Annotated in this window: 1 protein-coding gene (running past one end of the window); it reads right to left on the bottom strand. The window is 71.8% G+C overall.

Annotation, left to right across the window (positions count from 1 at the left end; translation table 11 throughout):
- Window positions 1-211: 211 nt before the first annotated feature.
- Window positions 212-17,167 carry the end of a hypothetical protein gene (locus tag ACIRVK_RS31985; RefSeq protein ID WP_404253264.1) on the bottom strand. Its footprint extends 26,466 nt past the window's final position, so 16,956 of the gene's 43,422 nt are visible here — the last part of the coding sequence; its start codon lies off the right edge, out of view; the stop codon is at window positions 212-214.

The following is a 17,167-nucleotide window of genomic DNA, read 5'->3' as shown; positions in this document are numbered from 1 at the left end:
CTCCAAAGGCTTTCCCTCCGCTACCCAAGGCGCGACGACCGTCTGCACGTCACCGTCCGCCCCGATCACGCGGACGCGGCCCGCGTTCACTCCGCCCGGCGCGGGACTGCCGCTCCAGTTGACTCCCTGGGTGTCGCCGTCACGGCTGAGCAGGACCGGCGACGAGAACGCCCCGTGCCACGTGAGGTGGAAGGCGCCCAGTACGTCGCGGTCAGCGGTGTCCAGGCCTTCCGCGTCCGCTGCGGCGACCAGGACCGCCAGCGCCTGGCCCCTCGACCGGTCCCATCGGACGGTGTCGGGCAGGTGGAGCGCCGCCCGACCCAGCGACTCCAGCTCCGCGCGCGACATCCCGCCGAGCATCCGGGCCGCGATCCAGGAACGCCCTCGGCTCGTCCACCGGGTCGAACGGCACCCAATCGCCGTACGACAGCAGGGGGTCGGTGTCGATCAAGGCGGGGTAGTGCTCGTCCGTGTCCGGGTCCTTGACCAGACGGCCCTCACCGCTGGGGGCCCACACCCGCCGCCTCAGCCGGCTTGCCAGCGTGCGCAGCACATCGAGGTACTGAGCACCGGCGAACGGCACGGCCAGCACCACGGGTGTGTCCCGCGGCAGCCCGTCCAGTTCCGGCGCCAGCTTCTCGGCCAGCGCGGGGGCGTCCAGTTGGTCGCCGTCCAGCAGACGCACGCCGGAGTGGTCGCCCGGCGACCAGAGGAGGTACGCCGAATCACCCCACGGTGCGTTGTCCTCGCTGACCAGCGTCAACGGCCCGTCATAATACTGCTCGTACAGCCGCGCCCGCCCGGCCCGTACCACCCGCACCGCCTCGCGCGTCCAGTTGCGGCCACTCGCCGCCCCGGAAACGTCCACCATCACGGTGCGCGGTGACAGTAGCGGGTCCTCCCCCGAAGAGGACGAAGGCTCCGGCTGAGCCGACTGTGCGGTGTTCTGACGGACGGAGCGCCCAAGCTGCCGGTCATCCGGGTTCGGGCGTTTCAGCCCACCGCGGCCTGCGAACGTGTCCGCCTGCGACCCGGTTTCGGGCGTCGGCGCCTGCCGTGCCGTGGCTTCCGGTTCCGGCGCGGGTCGCTGGAGTCCTTCCTCGTGGCTGGCTGCGGCGCCGTCCTCGGTCGCCGTGTCGGCCTCGGCGTGCGCGGCGGAGTTGGAATCCGTCACCGAGGAGAACGAGCTCGTGTTGTCGGCCGGGGGTGTCGCCTCCGGGCGGTACTCGGGCCTGGCAAGTTCCTCCATCAGGTCGGCCAGCGAGGTCTGTGGTCCGAGCAGCCCGGTGCGGATGCGCTCACCGTCGCGGTAGGCGATCCAGCCGGTCTGCGGCGCGGTGGCGAAGCGGTCGGCGGCCTGCTTTAGTCTGCCGGTGACCGATGCGGCCGGTGCCGTGGTGCCGAGGGAGCCGATGACGTCGACGGTGTGCGGCGCGAGCCGGTTGCTGAGGTCGCGAGCCAGCGCGGCGCTGCGCTCGCCGTGGACGATGAGGCGGCGCAGGTGCTGGGCACCGTCGGCCGTTAGGCGGGCCGTGATCTCTTCCGCGAGTTCGGCGGTTGTGACCACCCGGCCGCGGATGGTGTACCGGCCGTCCTCTCCCGGGGCACCGAGCACAAGAGTGCGGGCATCCGCGAACTCGGGCAGGCGCTGGGCCGCGGCCAGCTCCGTGTTGTTGTCGGGCAGCGCGTCGCTGTTCGGCTCGTGGGCGTGCGGCGTGTTGTCGTGCAGCGTGGGGGTGACGATTGCGGCGCCGGGACCCATCGCCTGCGGCATCGTGTGAGCCGTGTCGGATTCTGGGAACAGTCCGGTCCCGGACTCGACCACGTGGTCGTCCCCCACCTCCAGCCCGGCGCCATTGCGGTACTGGGCGGCGGGGATGACGGCCTGCCGGGCCGGCACCGGACCGGACACAGGTGTCTGAGGGACAGGAACACGGCCCTCCGGGAGAGCCGAGACAAAGCCCGTCGGACTGCCGTCGGGCCGCTCATGTGTGTGGATCCGCGCCGGCTCACCATCCACCGCCGACGTGACCGACACCCCGGCCTCGGGCAGATGCACCCCTAATCCCGTCGCCTGACGGATCCGCTGCCCCACCGCCATCAGCGTCTCCCGATCAGCAGCCGGGGAACACGACGTCAGCACGATGTCCGTCGCGTCCGCCGGCACCTCGTTCGCAATCAGTGCCGACAACCCGTCCGGGTCGAGAACGACGGTCTTGTCATCCGCGGTCGCACCCCTGAACCGCCCACCGGGCTCGCCGTGCGACCCCCACACCACCACCCTCGCCTCACCCGCCACCGGCAACCGGCGCTGCGTACTCACCAGCCGGCCGTCGCCGTCACGCCACCACTGCGTGTACTCCCGCAGCCCCGCCGCATCCCGGTACGCGTCTCGGCGCAGGGCCGCATCCTCCCGGATGAACGACGTCAACCCGGAAAGCCGCCCACCGCGATCCCGGATCCTCTCCACCACCTGGGAGCCCAGCGACGGCGACGCCACGAGCTGGACGGCCTGAGGCCGCGCGGGCGCGGCGGGGGCGTTGTGTGGCGTCGCGGTGGTGATACGGCCCTCCCGCGCGACGGAGCCGGGATCAACGGCGTCCGAGGTGTCATGCATGGACGCGTCGGAACCGGACTCTTCGGCGTCCGACAGGTCACCCATCGGCACATCGGAGCCAGCCGCGCCAGGTGGTACGGGTACGGCGCCCGAAGCCGTCGCGTTCTGGGTCTGCGAAGCGCCCGGGGCGTTCCCCGGGGAGGAGGCCGGCACCGGGGGTGCGGGCACCGTGGTGCCCGGCCGGGGGCGGGCGGCCAGGTAGTCGCCGCCGCGCTGGTAGAGGGTCACCTGCGGCAGCGGGTCGCCCGTCGTCCCGGCGCGGGCGCCGGGGAAGAAGCGGTACGAGCCGTCCTCGGCTACGACAGTGAGGTCGACGCCGAGGCTCTGGGCGGTGATACCGGCGGCCAGGTCGGCCGTCGCCCTGTCCCAGCGACGGGCCTTGAGGAGGTTGCGCCGGACCAGACTCTCGCGCTGCGCGGGGGTGAGGCCGCCCCGGACGGAGTCGGGCAGCCGGCCCCCTGCCGCCGTGACGTCGGCGCGCAGCCCGTCGTTGTCGCGAAAACCGGCCCCGAGCCTGCTGTCCAGTTCCCAGGTGTGGAACACCGCCAGCGGGTCGAGCGCCGCGTCGGCGGGCAGCAGCGTGCTTTGGGAGACCAGGGCGGCCAGCCGGTCGGCGCCGGCCTGGCCGTGACCGCGGCCGCTGGCCATCTGGACGGCCGCGTAGAAGCCGTTGCCGGCGCTCTCGGCGGGGAGCAGGTCGTAGACGTGGCCCCGCCCGTCGGGGTCCGTCGCGGTGAGGGTGCGGTGGTCCGCGGCGGCGTCGAAGCGGCGCAGGACGGGGTTCGGGTCGGCGCCGACTCCCCACGGCGGCTCGCCGTACGCCGGACTGGTCCCGGTGCCCGGCGTTCCGCTGCCACCTGCAGTTGCAGAACTACCGTTGTTCTCGGCCTCACGGTTCCCGGCCTCGCTTCCGGCCTCACTGTTCCCGGCCTCCCCCTCCATCGCGTCCTGCGCGTTCTTTGCCGGGGCGGGCGGCGGGGTGAAAACGACCTCGTCCGGCTCCGGAGTACCGACGAGCAGTCCGCGGCTCTCTTGGGACGCGTTGAGCTGGTGCCAGCGGGTGAGCCGGTCGGCGGCCTCCCGTACCCGGGCGTACTCGTCGGCCAGGGCCTCCGCCCTGGTCCGCAGGTCCCGCAGCTCGTCGTCCAGACCGTCAAGTTTGGTCCGGGCGGTGTCCCGGGCGGTCCGGGCGGCCGGCCGCGCGGCGGCCAGCGCGGCGGGCGCGGCACGCAGCTCCCCGGCCAGCCGGTCCTCGGCCGCCTGCCGTTCCTCCCGCTGAAGGTACGCCCAGCCCTCGTGGGCGGGTTCGGCGCTCGCCGCATCCTGGTCGAGACGGGTGAGGGCGGCGCGGGCGGCGATCACCCCGGGCAGGGTCTCCGGGTCGCCGGCGGTGAGCTGGGCCAGGGTGCGCTCGGCCGCGTCGAGATCGTCCTGCCGCCTGGTCTCGCCGTCGCGGCGCAGGTCCCAGTACTCCTTGTCGGCGGCCGTCCATTCCTTGTCAGCCTCGGTGACCGCGTCCCACGCCTTGGCCACCTTCGGCGGGAAGTTGACGTCGTTGATCAGCCCCAGATCGCGGGCCACGTCCTCGCGCACCCAGGCCAGGACCGTGGTCTTCGTCTCCATCGCCTGCGGACCGCGGCGGGTGTGGCCGAACGCGGCGCGGACCGCCCGGCCGGCGTGGCTGTCCTTGGCATGGTGGTGTACGTGGGCGACGCTCAGCCAGGTGGTGGGAACGGCGAACACGAACGAACGGGTCGTGCTCGGTTTGACGTTGACGGAGCTCAGCCGGTCGTCGGAGGCCATCAGGGCGTCGGAGTCGGTGGACGAGTCGCCGGGGGCTCCGGCGAACTGGTTGGCGCCGGTCTGCTGGGAGGACACGATGGGGCCGCCGCCAAGGGAGATCTCGGTCGCGGCGACGCGGGACGTAGACATGCCGCCACCCTGAAGCTCCCGTTTGGGTGCCTCGTGCTTCGTCCCGTCGGCGACGGTCAGCAGTTGGGCGCCGCCCAGGTCCGGCCGGGAGTACAGCCTGAGGTCGCCCTGGGCCCCACCCAGGAAGCCGGTCTCCGTCAGTCCGGGCACCGGGTAGCCGTCCGGTGTGAGCGTGTCGCCGTAGAACGCGGTGAGCGCGCTGTTGGTCGAGGCGTCCTCCAGATTCTGCGCGGGGCCCGTACCAGGGCGCGTCAGCGGGGTGTCCATGGCACGGGCGAGCAGGTTCTCGTCGAGAGTGCCTGTCTCCGGGACGGAGAAGGAGGCGTCGTACGCGGAGGCGAGCGCGAGGGTGTTGGCGGCGTGGAGGTTGCCCAGGCCGACGACCCAGCGGGGTTTGAAGCCGTTCTCGGGCAGGGCGAACGGCTTCACGGAGCCGTCGCGCGAATGCCGCACCTCATGCCAGCCCCCAGCCTCCAGGTTGGGGGGCACCGGGACCCCGCGGGGCTCACCGGGGGCGTCCAGCCGTGGCGGGGCCAGCGGGTCGTTCGGATCGTCCAGGCCCCCAACCGGGTCCGGGCGCATGAGGCTGAGCGGGAAGTGCTCGATCTGTTCGCCGACATCGCCTTCGGAGGTGATCCGCGTCAGGGGGTGACCCGTCATCCGCTGCCACTGCCTGACCGCCGACCGCTTCACGCGCCCTGACCGGTCACCCGGCCCGGGCGCCGAACCGTCGGTTTCCCGCTCGGGCCCGCCGACGATCTCCGCGGTCAGGCGGAGCCGGTAACGCGTCACGTACTCGCCGTGCGCCTGCGTGGTGGTGACGGTGGCGACCCGCACGCTGCTGTCCACGATGTTCTGCGCTGTCGTCTGCTGGGTCGATCCCACCTGCACGAACGTAGGGCCGGCCATCCGTACGGTGTCGAGGGTCTGGTTGGTGGTGTGCACGCCCTCGACGACGCTGACCCCCACGCTGGCACCCGAGGCCCGGCTGCGGCCGTCCTGCACCGTCTCGGTGGCCTGCCGGTGCTCCTCCATCTCGACGCTGTGCCAGAGGCCCTTGAACCCGGTGTTCGTGGACGGACCACCGGTGCGCGGCACCTTCACCGGGATCAGCTCCGCCCGCGCCCGCACCAGCCGGTTGCCGACCCACACCCCGGCGGTCCGCGATCCCCAGCGGCCCATCCTTCCCGGCACCGACGCACCGGCACCCACCATCTCCTTGCCCAGGGCCCGCAGGACCCGGCCGGCCACCAGTCGGTGCACGGTGTCCCGGTCGGTCTCGGACAGGCCCAGGGACCGCAGCTTGCGATCGAAGTCGGCCAGCACTCGGGCGGTGTTGAGCGAGTTGACCGGGAAGCTGCCGAACGGGTTGTCCACCAGCCAGGGCTGGGGTGACCACGACCGTCTGGTGTACATGGGCACATCGCCGAACCGATCGGTCAGCAGGCCCATCCGGTAGGCGTTCTTCTCCGGGAGGTGCCCGACCCAGCCGCCGTCGACCAGCACCCGTCGCCCCGCCGCCCCCGCCAGCCACCGGGGGATCCGCCGCCGCCCCGTCGCGCCGCGGCCGACGGCACTGGACGCCGCGGCGATCTCGTGGTCCACGCCACCGTGCACCAGGACCTGCCGGCCCGCGTCCTGGCGGTTGATCTCCGCGACCGCGACCCGGGCGACCGTGCTGATGCGCGAGCGGTCGAGCCGGTACGGGCTCGCGACCAGGCCGTAGTTGCCGGTAACGCCCGGCTGGGTCGGGTGGGAGTGCAGGTAGACCACTTGGCCGCCCACGAACACCGTGCTCGTCCGGGTGGTGCGCCCGACCGCCTGACCGGCACCGCCGAGCGTGGTCTGGGTTTCCACCGGCACCCCACCGGTGAGCGCGGTGAGCGTTCCCGGACGGATCCGGGTGCGGTGGGCCAGCGTCGTGGAGCGGTTGGTGTAGGGGCCCTTGGCCCACAGACCGGAGGCCCTCCAGCCCAACGGCGCCGACGTCTGGTCGAAGTTGGCGGTCAGATACTGGCTCTGGAAGGCCCGCAGCGCGGAGTCATGCACCGGCGCACCCCGCTGGGTGACGTGCCAGGACCCTCCGGACGCCTCGTCCAGCGCCTCCTCCGCGGCCCGCATGATTCCCGGGTGGGAGACGACCGCGAGGGTGACATGGGGGTGCTGGTCGAGTTCTGTCGGCCGGCGGCGCGCCGCCCGGTCGAACAGGGCCCGCGTGTGCAGCGCCAGATCCCGGGCGACCCGTGAGGTGGTACGCAGCACGACGCCGTGCAGGGGGTGAGCGGGGCCCCGGGTGGCGGTAGTGGGGGTGTGCTCGGTCGGGATGCTCACCAGCACCCGGCCCGCCAGGGCGTTGCCGCCCGGCGCCGCCCGGCCGGACGGGTCGGCGCCGATCAGGGGTGTCTCCTGCTCGACGAACACGAAACGCTGGAGACTGAGCGCGTTCAGGCTGAGGATGCCGCGCAGGAGCCCGCGCAGCCGCCAGTAGCCGCCGCGCCTGGCCGTCAGCGTGACGTCGTAGGCGTAGAGGTGGGAGCCCTTCGTGCCGATCGACAACGCGTCGAGGGTCGCCGCGGCGCCGTAGCCGCTCTCGGTCTCCTTGCGCCGCCCGTACCGGCCGCCCACCGAAACCGTGCCCGCCTTCCTGGGGCCGCCGATCTCGTTCGTCGCGCTGTCCCGCAGCGAGAACTGGACCTCCGAGCCGATGTCCGCACTGCGTGCTCCGCTCTGGGAGCCGCCGAGGTTCTCACTGCCGGGCGCGCTGAAGCGCAGCCGCTCGTCCTCCTGTGTGCCTTCGTAGCGTCGCCCGGTCAGCTCCGCGTCGATCCACAGGTAGCGGGTCGCGCGGCCGAAGCGGCCGGAGTCGACCAGTGGGATCCTCAGTCCCGTGGTCGCCATCACCTCCAGGTTCCCGGCCAGGTTGTGGTACGAGAGGGCGTTCAGCACCTCCAGGGTGTTGTTCACCACAGTCTGGAAGTGGTCGGCGTCGCGCCAGCGCGGGTTGTCCGGGTTGAGCTGGTCGAGGGGGGCCACCAGGCCCGCGTAGGCCTCCCCGGCGGCCTTGAGCACCTGCTCGGCGACATGCTCGTGGAAGGCGAGGTCCCGGCCGTCGATGGTCCTCGTGTGACTGCCGTCGCCGAAGGTGAACTCCTCGACCCGGCTCATGCCCAGGGTCGGCGGATGGTCCTCCGTCAGGTACGGCGGCGCCACCGGCTCGGGGTTCTGGCGCGCGGGCTGCTCGAGTCCGGCGATCCGCCGTGCCTCCGTGCGGGTGAGCCGCTCGACGCTCCACGTCTCGAACGTCTCCGTACGCGGTGGCGAACTCCACCTCTCCGGCGGGTTCTTGCGCACCTTGGCCGATCCCCGCAACCCGTCCGGGCCCGGATGCCGGTGGTCCGGCAGCGGCGCCTTCTCGTTGGGGGGTGCGGTGACGGTGACGGTCTTGCGGACCAGGTACATGCCGGTGGGGTCGCCCTTGGCCTGGGCGGCCGACTTGATGCCGCCGGTGCCACCGGTGGCGACGGAACGGCTGCGCGAGGACCCGTAGCGCACGTTCAGCAGTCCGAACAGCATCCGCAGGCTCAGCCTGCCGCCGCTCAGGCCGGTGAGCTGGACGGAGGGGCCGATCATGCCGCCGATGTCGCCGGCCCTCCCCTTGCCGACGACCCGCTCGTTGCGGACCGTGGACTGCATGATGTCTCGCAGTTCGGCCGCCGTCGTCGCGTCGACGAGGTGCGCCTCCGCGGACCGTACCCGCACCGAGAACACCCCGATCGGGTCACGTCCCGAGTTGTCGCGGAACAGCGGCGGCGTGGTGACCTGCCCGGCGTTCAGCACCCGGCTCATCCGGTGGAAGCCCTCGGTGGAGAAGAAGTCGCCCAGCTGGGTGCCGGCGATGCCGTCCAATTCGACGTCCGCCTGCTCGAGGGCCCAGTCCCTGATGTGCGCCACGGGGCCGTACCCCTCGGTGCTGACCATCCGGTAGTGGGACTGGGGGCCGAAGGTGATCTTCTTCGGGAAGTCCTGGCGGGCCGTTTCCGGCTGCGGCTTGGTGAGGCTTTCGGGCAGCCGTACGAACAGGCCGTGGCGCATGGCGAAACCGAAGGAGACCGGGTTCAGAAAGGTGTTCCCCTGGGGAATGGGCCGGCCGGCCTGGTCGACCGGGCGGCCCGCCCGGTCGGTGACCGCGAACTCGTACCAGACGTCGTCCAGATGGGCGTGCGAGCCGTCCGTGGTGCGGGTCTCGATCTGGCTCATCGTCTGGTTCTGCATCGGGTACTGGACCCGCTTGTTCCACGACATACGGCCCCAGACCCGGCCGAAGGGCTTCACCGGGCCCTTGCCCGGACCTAGCGGCACCGACGTCGCGAGCGCGCCGGAGGTGCTGTGCACACCGGTCCGCCCGTTGCTGATGGTGAACCGCTGCATCGTGTCGAGTTTCACCGGGTTCGCGTACCCGAACGCGAACCGCTCCCAGTGCCCGTAGGGCCGGGCGGTGACGTTCAGCACCCGCTGCTTGCCGTCGGTCGTGGTGTACGGGAACCGCTGCCCGTCCCCGAAGAAGCCCTGCGGTTCTTGCACGAGCCTGCGCCGCACCTCCGACAGCAGTTCGGGCTCCTGCGCACGGCCACGCCGCGGCCGGATACCGGGCGAGCGCCCGAGACGGGCCTCGAGTTCCGCCACCACCAGCTCGGTGCCGCGCAGGCCCCGGTCGCTCTGCCCGAACGAGTAGGAACGCCGCAGCACGCCGTCTGACAGGTTCCTGAGCAGGGAACCGATCCGGCCCATGTACACCGGCAGTCGCGCCCCGTCGGTGAACCACACCTCGCCGACGTACGCCGGCGCCGGTGGCATGTCCCGGTCGAGCCGGGCCGGCCGCCGTTTGTCGAGGTCCTGCCCGATCCACACGGGCCGGGGGGTGCTGAACGAGGCGGGGGCCGAGGGGTTCTCCGGGATCGGCTCCAGCGGGGCCCCGGCGCGGCGGGACGGCGGCGGTGCGGTCAGGCGCGCGGTGTTGGCGCCACGGCGCGAGGTGGTGCGCGCCTGCGCTCTGTTGGAGTGCTCCTGTCCCGAGTGGCCCGTGTGCACGGCGCCGGTGTGCGCCGTGCCGGCGGAACCGGCGACGGGACGCGCGGACGCGCTTTCCGGTTCCTCGTCGCCGGTGCTGTCCCCGTCGTCCGAGGTCGGCGCCGCGACGCGGGCGACCAGCCGCACCGCGTCACCGGGCCCCGTCCGCGGCATCTCGACCGCCTTCAGCATCTCGAACGGCCGTCCGCCACTGTCCGAGCCCGCCTCCTGCGGTTCGACGGACAGATCCACCGCCGCCGGGTACCTGAGATCATCCTCCCCGATGGCACCGGCCGATGAGTTCTCCACCGCCACCAGGACCCGGCGGGCCGGGTCCTGGACGTGACCCAGTTTGTCCAGCGCCGCCTGTGGGGTCGCCCGGAGCCACTGAGTCGGGTTGACGTTCAGTGACCGCAGGGCCGTCGACGTCCCCTCGGCCGGGGCCAGGAAGGCGAAGTACGCCGGCTTGCGCACGGGCGGCAGTGTCCTGCGGGCCTCGGCCGCCATCGCGAGGTGCAGCGGAATCTCGTCGTACAGACCGTCCGACAGGCGTTCGGCACGATCATGCAACCGCGCACGGATCCGGTCGAACCGGGAGTCTGCCGGGCTGACGTGCGCCGCGTCCCGGGTGAGATCGCGGAACCGCTGGTCCTGCCGCAGCAGCAAGGGGAAGCCCGCCGCGTCGCCTGCCCTTGCCCGGTCCATTGCCTGGTCCACCGCCTGGTGCAGAGCCGTCAGCAGCGCCTTCCGGCCGTCGGCCAGGAGCCGCGGATCGAGCAGCGGCTCGTCTGCTTCGCTGCCCAGCAGGAACAACGCGGTGGCATGCGCTGGATCGGCGGCGGTCTGCGCAGCGCCCGGCTGCTGGGAGGCAAGCCACTGCGTGCGGTGGGCGTACGCCTGGTGCTGCGGTAGGCGCAACTCCTCGGCCGTTCGCGCTGAGGAGGCCGGGTTGCGCGGCGCGAAACGGGCGTCGGCGAAGGTGTACAGGTGCACCGCGTCACCGGCGATGGCGCTGCTGAGTTCGGTGTCGTTGGTGAAGACCTTATCGGCACGCTGGAGGTCGGTGAGGATCTCGACCAAGGTGTGGGAGCCGTTGGTCAACGCCCAGCCGACCAGTGCCGCCACGAAGGCGTCACGGGTCTCGGCGGACAGGCGCAGCGACAGAAGGGCGTCGATCAGCGGCTTGAAACTCCTGAACCGTCCCTTGCTGAGAACGAAACCGCGCCGAGCGCTGAACTCTTCGTGCGCCGCGCTGTTCGCTGCGATCGTGATGGTGCTCTCACCGCGGCAACCGGCGACCGCTTTGTCAAACGCCGCCATGAGCTGATCCGACGTGAGCTCGGAGCGGTCAGGGTCGAGTGACACCTTGTACTCGCCGGGCAGGGCCTTCAGCGCCTGCCGCACGGCAGCCACCGACTCCGGTCCGCGCCCTATCGCCGCGCCGAAAACGTTCTCGTAGTTCTCGGCGATTGACTTCCACTGCGAGGTTCCGTACAGGCCGCGATACCACCCGGCCGGAACGACGTCGTGCGGATCGTCCGACAGACGGGCGGCGATCGGTTGCCCGTCCGCCCGGCGGAAGACCACCACTTCAGGCTCCGGTACCTGCGGCGTCGCCTTGACGGCGAACCGGACGGACGGGTCCGTGCCCCGCACTATCGTGGTGCTCAGTTCCGAGGTGGCGGCGATCGTTTCCCGTTCGGCGGGCTGGACGCCTGCCACGAACTTCGCCAGCTGGGCGGCGCCGGGACGCTCCCTGCCCGCGGAGCACGACCACACATACGCCGCGAGGTTCTTCGGCAGGCCCAGCCCGTCCATGTGCTGCTCGATGATCCGGCCGACCTCGGTGCCTCCGGCGCGCCGCAAGCCGTAAGGGGACGGCACCTTGAAGTAGTGCGGAGAACCGTGCGACGCCCAGAAGAAAGCACCCATACCGGCGGCCTGCGGCCGCGAGACGGTTTCCGGTATCAGCGACCACGCCTGCTCGCCTGTCTCGGGCGTCCGGCCCTTGGCAAGCGGGGAGAAGCCCGCACCCGACAACAGGTGCGGGTAGGTGCGCTTGCGGTGGTTCCAGTCCCGCGTGGTGAAGGCGGCCACGCCGAACCGGCGCTTGTCGAACGTGGTCATCCACCGCGTGATGATCTGCCGGTTCCAAGGCTCGGCCGGGATCGGCTGTGGCACCTCCACCACAGTGACGTGCGCGTAATCCAGACCCGTCGGCATGTCGCGGGTGAGCGTGTACTGCTTGAACCGGAACCTGACAGGCGCGGCGTACTGCGCCTCGCCCCGACGCGGCTCCCTGGCGAGCATGGCGGTCAGGCGCGACGACGACCGCAGGACCTCCACTATCACCGGGTGGCCCTGCTTGTGCCCCGCGGAGCGCGCCAACTCCTCAAGGGGCACCTCCCTGTTCGTCGGCGAGCGGAAGAACCGGTCCGCCTGGAACTCCCAGCCCTCCGTGGCGTAGTCGTGCTGCCCGTGCAGCGGACCGGGCCTCCACAACGGGAAGAACACCGAGCCGCCGTACTCGGGCAGCAGCCGCAGCCCCTCCACGGCCATCGCCGCATGCCGGGCCATGTCCTGCACCATCCCGTCATCGGCACTCCGCGCGGCCTCGGCGAACGCCGCCCGCACCCGCTGTCCCGAACGCTGCTCCGGCGGCTGGTCGGCCAGCCGGCTGATGCGCGGGTCCTCGAGAAGCACTGACGGCATGTCCGAACGCGGTGCGCCGCCGGCCAGCTTGTCACCGAACGAACGGATCATCTCCCGGAGCCGGTGCAGCGCCTGAGGTCCTCCGCGGATGATCTCCGGGGCGAAGAACGCGGCGTCCGGACCGCCGGCCAGGTGCAGCGCCACCACATGCCCGGGTTGGACAGGCGTCAGGGGAGCTGTGACGCGATGATGCCGCAGCCACCACCGGTATGCTTCCCGGCGCTGCCGCACGGCGTCCGCCTCGGCGGAGGTTGCCACGCCGGCCGCCATGCCGCCGACCAGGACGGTGATCATCTTGCTCGTCCCAGGCTCCCCGGTGACCTCCTGCGTCAGCAGGTCCGCCGTCTGCCGGTGGTACAGCGTTTCGTGCGGCAGCCGCTCCAGCGCCTCCCTCAGCTGGGGGTCTGCGGCGAACAACTTCGCCGGCACCCGGCCCTTGGGGTCGAGCATCGCGCTGGCCCAGCCGTACAGCCGCGCCCCGTTGATCTGCGTCGCGTCGGGCTCCGCCTCGTCCCGCACCGCCTGCTGCGTCATCGCCAGCAGCTGTGCCAGCGAGTGGCCGCCACGGGGCAGCAGCCAGCCCAGCACTGCGTCCCTGAAGAACAGCTCGTCGCCGTCGGGAACGTCCATGTGCCGGTAGACCCGCAACACCAACTCGGGCAGCGGCGCGGCGGCGATGCCGTTGTCCTGGGCATAGACGGGGGCGGCCTGCGCGAAGGCGTCCATCAGCTCCTCGAGAGGAGCGGGGTTCCGCGTGCTCAGCAGCCTGCGCATCTCCTCCTTCCGATGGGCGTTCGCCGGGTTCTCCGGCGCGAAGAACAGGCGGCGGTAATGGGTGGGGTGGGCCGCTTTCAGCAGCCCACTCAGGTGCCGTAGGCCCATCCGTGCGTGCTTGCCGACCTTGGGGTCCGAGGCGATGGCCGTGCCGAGTGCGACGTCGTAGTTCCACCTCGCGCTCTCGGCCTCCGGCCCGTCGTAGACGGGGAACTCCGGATCGCGTTCGTTCTGCTCGGCGGCTTCACCCGCGGCACCTCCGGTCTGTGGTTCGGCCAGTGCAGAACCCTCCGCCGTCCCGGCGTCGGCCGTGTCGACGTCGCCGTCCCGGCTCCGGGTCTCCTCCGCGGAGGCTTCACCGGAAGGCACCGCAGTCGATGCGACGTCCCGGCTCGATCCGGCCTGCTCCTCGGGCACCGGCGGGGAGTCGGCATGCGGCGCCTGCGATGTGCCGGCCACCGCAGCAGGCCGATGGGCGAGGTCGGCCGGGCTCTGGACGGCCGCGCTGCCGGGCAGCGGTGCGATATGGGCCTCCGCCGCGGTGGCGACCGCTCGCACCGCGTCCAGCGCCTCCCGCGGATCGGCCGACGGCAGTTCCTTCACCCGCAGCATCTCGTAGGAGGTGCCGTCGCTGTCCACGCGGACCTCATACGACAGGACGTCCAGGTCGGTCGGCGCGGCATACCGGATCTGAGGCACGCCGGGATCGTGCGCCACCGCGGTGAGGTCGCGGGCCGTGGACTTCTCCACCGCGACCAGGACGCGGGGGGCCTGGCCGGACAGCGACCCCAGCGCCGCGGCCGGATCCCGCTCGACGGGCTCGAACTGGCGCACGTTCAGCCTCTTCAGGCTCGCGGCGGCTCCCGCCGTCGGCGCCTCGAAGGCGAAGAACACCGTACGGTCGACCGGGGGCAGCTCCGCCAGTCCCTCCGCCGCGAGCCCCAGATTGATGGGGAGCTGGAAGCGCAGAACCTGCGCCAGCGAGGGGATCGCGCCCAGCATGTCCCGGTGCGCCGCGTCGAACGCGTCAGTACCTGGTCGGGCGGCGGCCATCCGGTCCGCGGGACGCTGCAGGACCGGATGTCGCAGCATCGGCGGCAGGTAGAGCCCGTGGCCGTGCCGCGCCCGGTCCACCGCGTCGTCGATCTCCTGGCGCACCAGCCGTTCCAGCTTCGCCGCGCCCTCGGTGAAGGAGAGTTCGTCGGCACCCGATTCCAGGAACGTGCGGTTGCCTTCGTGGCTGAGCAGGTACAGCGCGATGACGTGCGCGGGGTCGAGGCGGTCCAGCGATCCGCTGTTCCCGTCGCGGGCCGCGGCGTGCCGGTCCGCCCAGCTGTCCCCGCCCAGTTGCGACCCCTCACCCGCCGGGACCTGCGGCAGGTCCTCCGAGGCCGCCAGCAGCCGCACGGCCCGCATCAGCCCCTGCGGCACCTGGACACCGTCCGGGTTCTGGGCGAGCCACGACATGCCTTCGGTGTGCATCCGCCAGTGCGGCGGGCGCAGGCGGTCCGCGAGATCACCCGCGGGCAGCCCCTCGCGCGGCGCGAACATGGTGTCGGCCAGGCCGTACAGGTGCGGACCGTTGCCCGCCAGCGCCGCGGTGAGCGCCGCCTGGTTCCCGCTCGTCCTGGAGAGGTGCAGGTCGAGCAGGAGTGTCGTCAGGGGATGGCGCCTGGACAGGCCCCAGCCGAACACCGCCCGCACAAACGCGGGGAAGCGCTCAGCCGGCAGGCCCAGTTCCTGGTACATCCGGTACATCGCCCGCGTGCCGGGTGCCTGCGCGAGCGCGATGCCGCGCTCCCGCGCAAGCTGCTGCCGCAGCGAAGGGTCAACGATCATCGGGCGGGCGTCAGCCGGGAACATGTCGTCCGCGGCGGCACGGGCGATGTCGGTCAACTCGTCCAGGGACGCATCGGGCCTGTCGGGGTCGATCGCCACCTTGAACCGGCCCGAGTCCGCGATCGCCCTGACGACCTGCCGCATGACGGCCGTCGACTCCGGGTCCTCGGACAGCCGTTGACCCAGCGCGGCTTCGTAGATCGCCGCGTGCCTGAAGAACTCGTCGACTCCTGCGGGGTAGCGCGCCGCCTGGCCGGCGAAATACGGCTCGGCCGAGGGCGCCGGCGCGCCCGCGCCCGGCAGGGTACGCGGCTGGACCTTCACGAACTCCACGTCGGGGGCCGCGCCCCACCCCGGGTGGAGCAGCATGACGTCCTGGGCATTGAGGACGGTGCCGACAGTGGTGTTCCCCGCGAAGGAGTCGCGCTGCGGCGGATGCTCGTCGACTGCCTGCTGCGCCACCGACGGCAGGCCGGGGCGTCTGCTGCCCACCGAACACTGCCACTGCAGCCAGGGCGTGCCGTCAGCCACCCCCGCCTCGGCCAGCCGCCGGGCGAACTCGGCCCCGCTCTGCGTGCCGCTCAGGAGCTTGGGACCGAATCGCCCGATGGCGTAGACGGAGTCGGGCGAGCCGTGCGCGGCAGTGACGACAAAGCGCGGTTTGCCGGTCTGCGGTTCGATTCCGGACGGCAGTGGCCAGGGCCGCGGCGGGCCGTAGGTCCCCGTCCGCCAGTCCCGGACCTCATGGCGTGTCACATCCGGGAAGTGCACGTAGCCACGCCCGCGGTAGGACATGTCCCGAGCAGTGTGACTCGAATAGCCGAACCAAACGCCACCCTTCGTGTGCATGTCGCGCACCAGAACCTCGTTGTCCCAGGCGATCTTCGACGTCGGCCGCGGCACCTCGACGGCGAAGATGTGCTCATACCACAGGCCGCTCCTCCCGTCCCTGCCGTACGTGCGTCCCAAGGTCCGCAGTCCCATGGCGTGGGGAGACTGCACTGTGCGCTTCCGTGGCGTCAGCGAGAAGACCGACGTCTCACGGGACGACAGCGGCCGCACGACCTCGAGCACCACCCCGTGCCGGGTCCCCGGCTCGACCCCCTCGAGCCGCTCGTTCAGCTCCTTCAGCGCCGCGGCACGGTCGGTGGAACCGGCCTCGAACGCCTCCAGCGCAATCTCCTGGCCCGGGACCGCGTAGGGTTTCGCGCCTCCAAACAACGCCCCTGGCGCGGTCCGGACGTACAGCGCCGAGCGGCCGTCCGCAGACTTGGCAGGCAGTGTGTCCAGCGCCTCTTCGGCCATCGACGCATGGCCGCGCACGTCGGCCAGCAACCGCTCGTCGGCGAATTGGGCCACGAAGTCGTCAACCGCCGCTGCCACGTCGGCTGCCGGGGCGGACCGGCCGATCACGGCCCGGATACCGCGGTCGCGCAGCATCAGCAGCGGCCAGGTCGACCTGTCCTCGGGATCCGCTTCCCGGCCCGCCATACGGATGAGCTCCCGCAGCCGGTCCAGCGCCCGCGGCCCTTCCCTGCGCACTTCAGGATGAAAGAGCCGCGCGTCGGGACCGGACACCAGCGTCAGCGCCATGGAGTGCCCGTAGGAGAGCCCCCGCAGCGCCTCCAGGGCGCCCGGGTCTCGCAGCAGGTCGCGCAGCGCCTCCCGCCGATCCCACCACAGATCCGCCGCGGCATCGGTGGGTCCCGTGACCTCGCTCAGCCCTCGCCCGAGGACGAGGGCCGGATCGACCCAGGCGCCAAGTCCAGTGGCCTCCTCGTTCAGCAACCGCTCGGTGAACGCCTCGTACATCACCACATGCGGCGGCTGACGCAGCACATCCGGCACCGCGTTCCCGTCATGTGGTCGCCCGAGCGGATCGAGATCGCCGTGCATCCACCCGTGCACCCGGGACATGTCCGTCAGCCACGGGTCGGGCTCCACCTGCTGGTCCCACACCCCCGCCCGGTGCGAGACGTCCAGGAACCACTCCCACGGCAACGCGTCCGGCCGCGACAGGAACCATCCCGCCACCGCGTCACGGACCATGAACGCGTCACCGGCGTCCGGCCCGAGCTGCCGGTGGACGCGGAGCATCAACTCGATGTCCCGCGCCTGTTGAAGCTGATGAGGCGTCAGTTCACGTGATTCGTGGTAACCACGCTGCCGCATCTCGGCGTCCCACGCGGTGCTGCGCCATGGGATGCCGGCCCCCTGTGCCAGGCC

Source organism: Streptomyces sp. NPDC101152 (assembly GCF_044768275.1).
Taxonomy (GTDB): Bacteria; Actinomycetota; Actinomycetes; order Streptomycetales; family Streptomycetaceae; genus Streptomyces.
The sequence above is the reverse complement of the archived record's forward strand: the minus strand, read 5'-3'. Positions and strand labels throughout refer to the sequence as shown.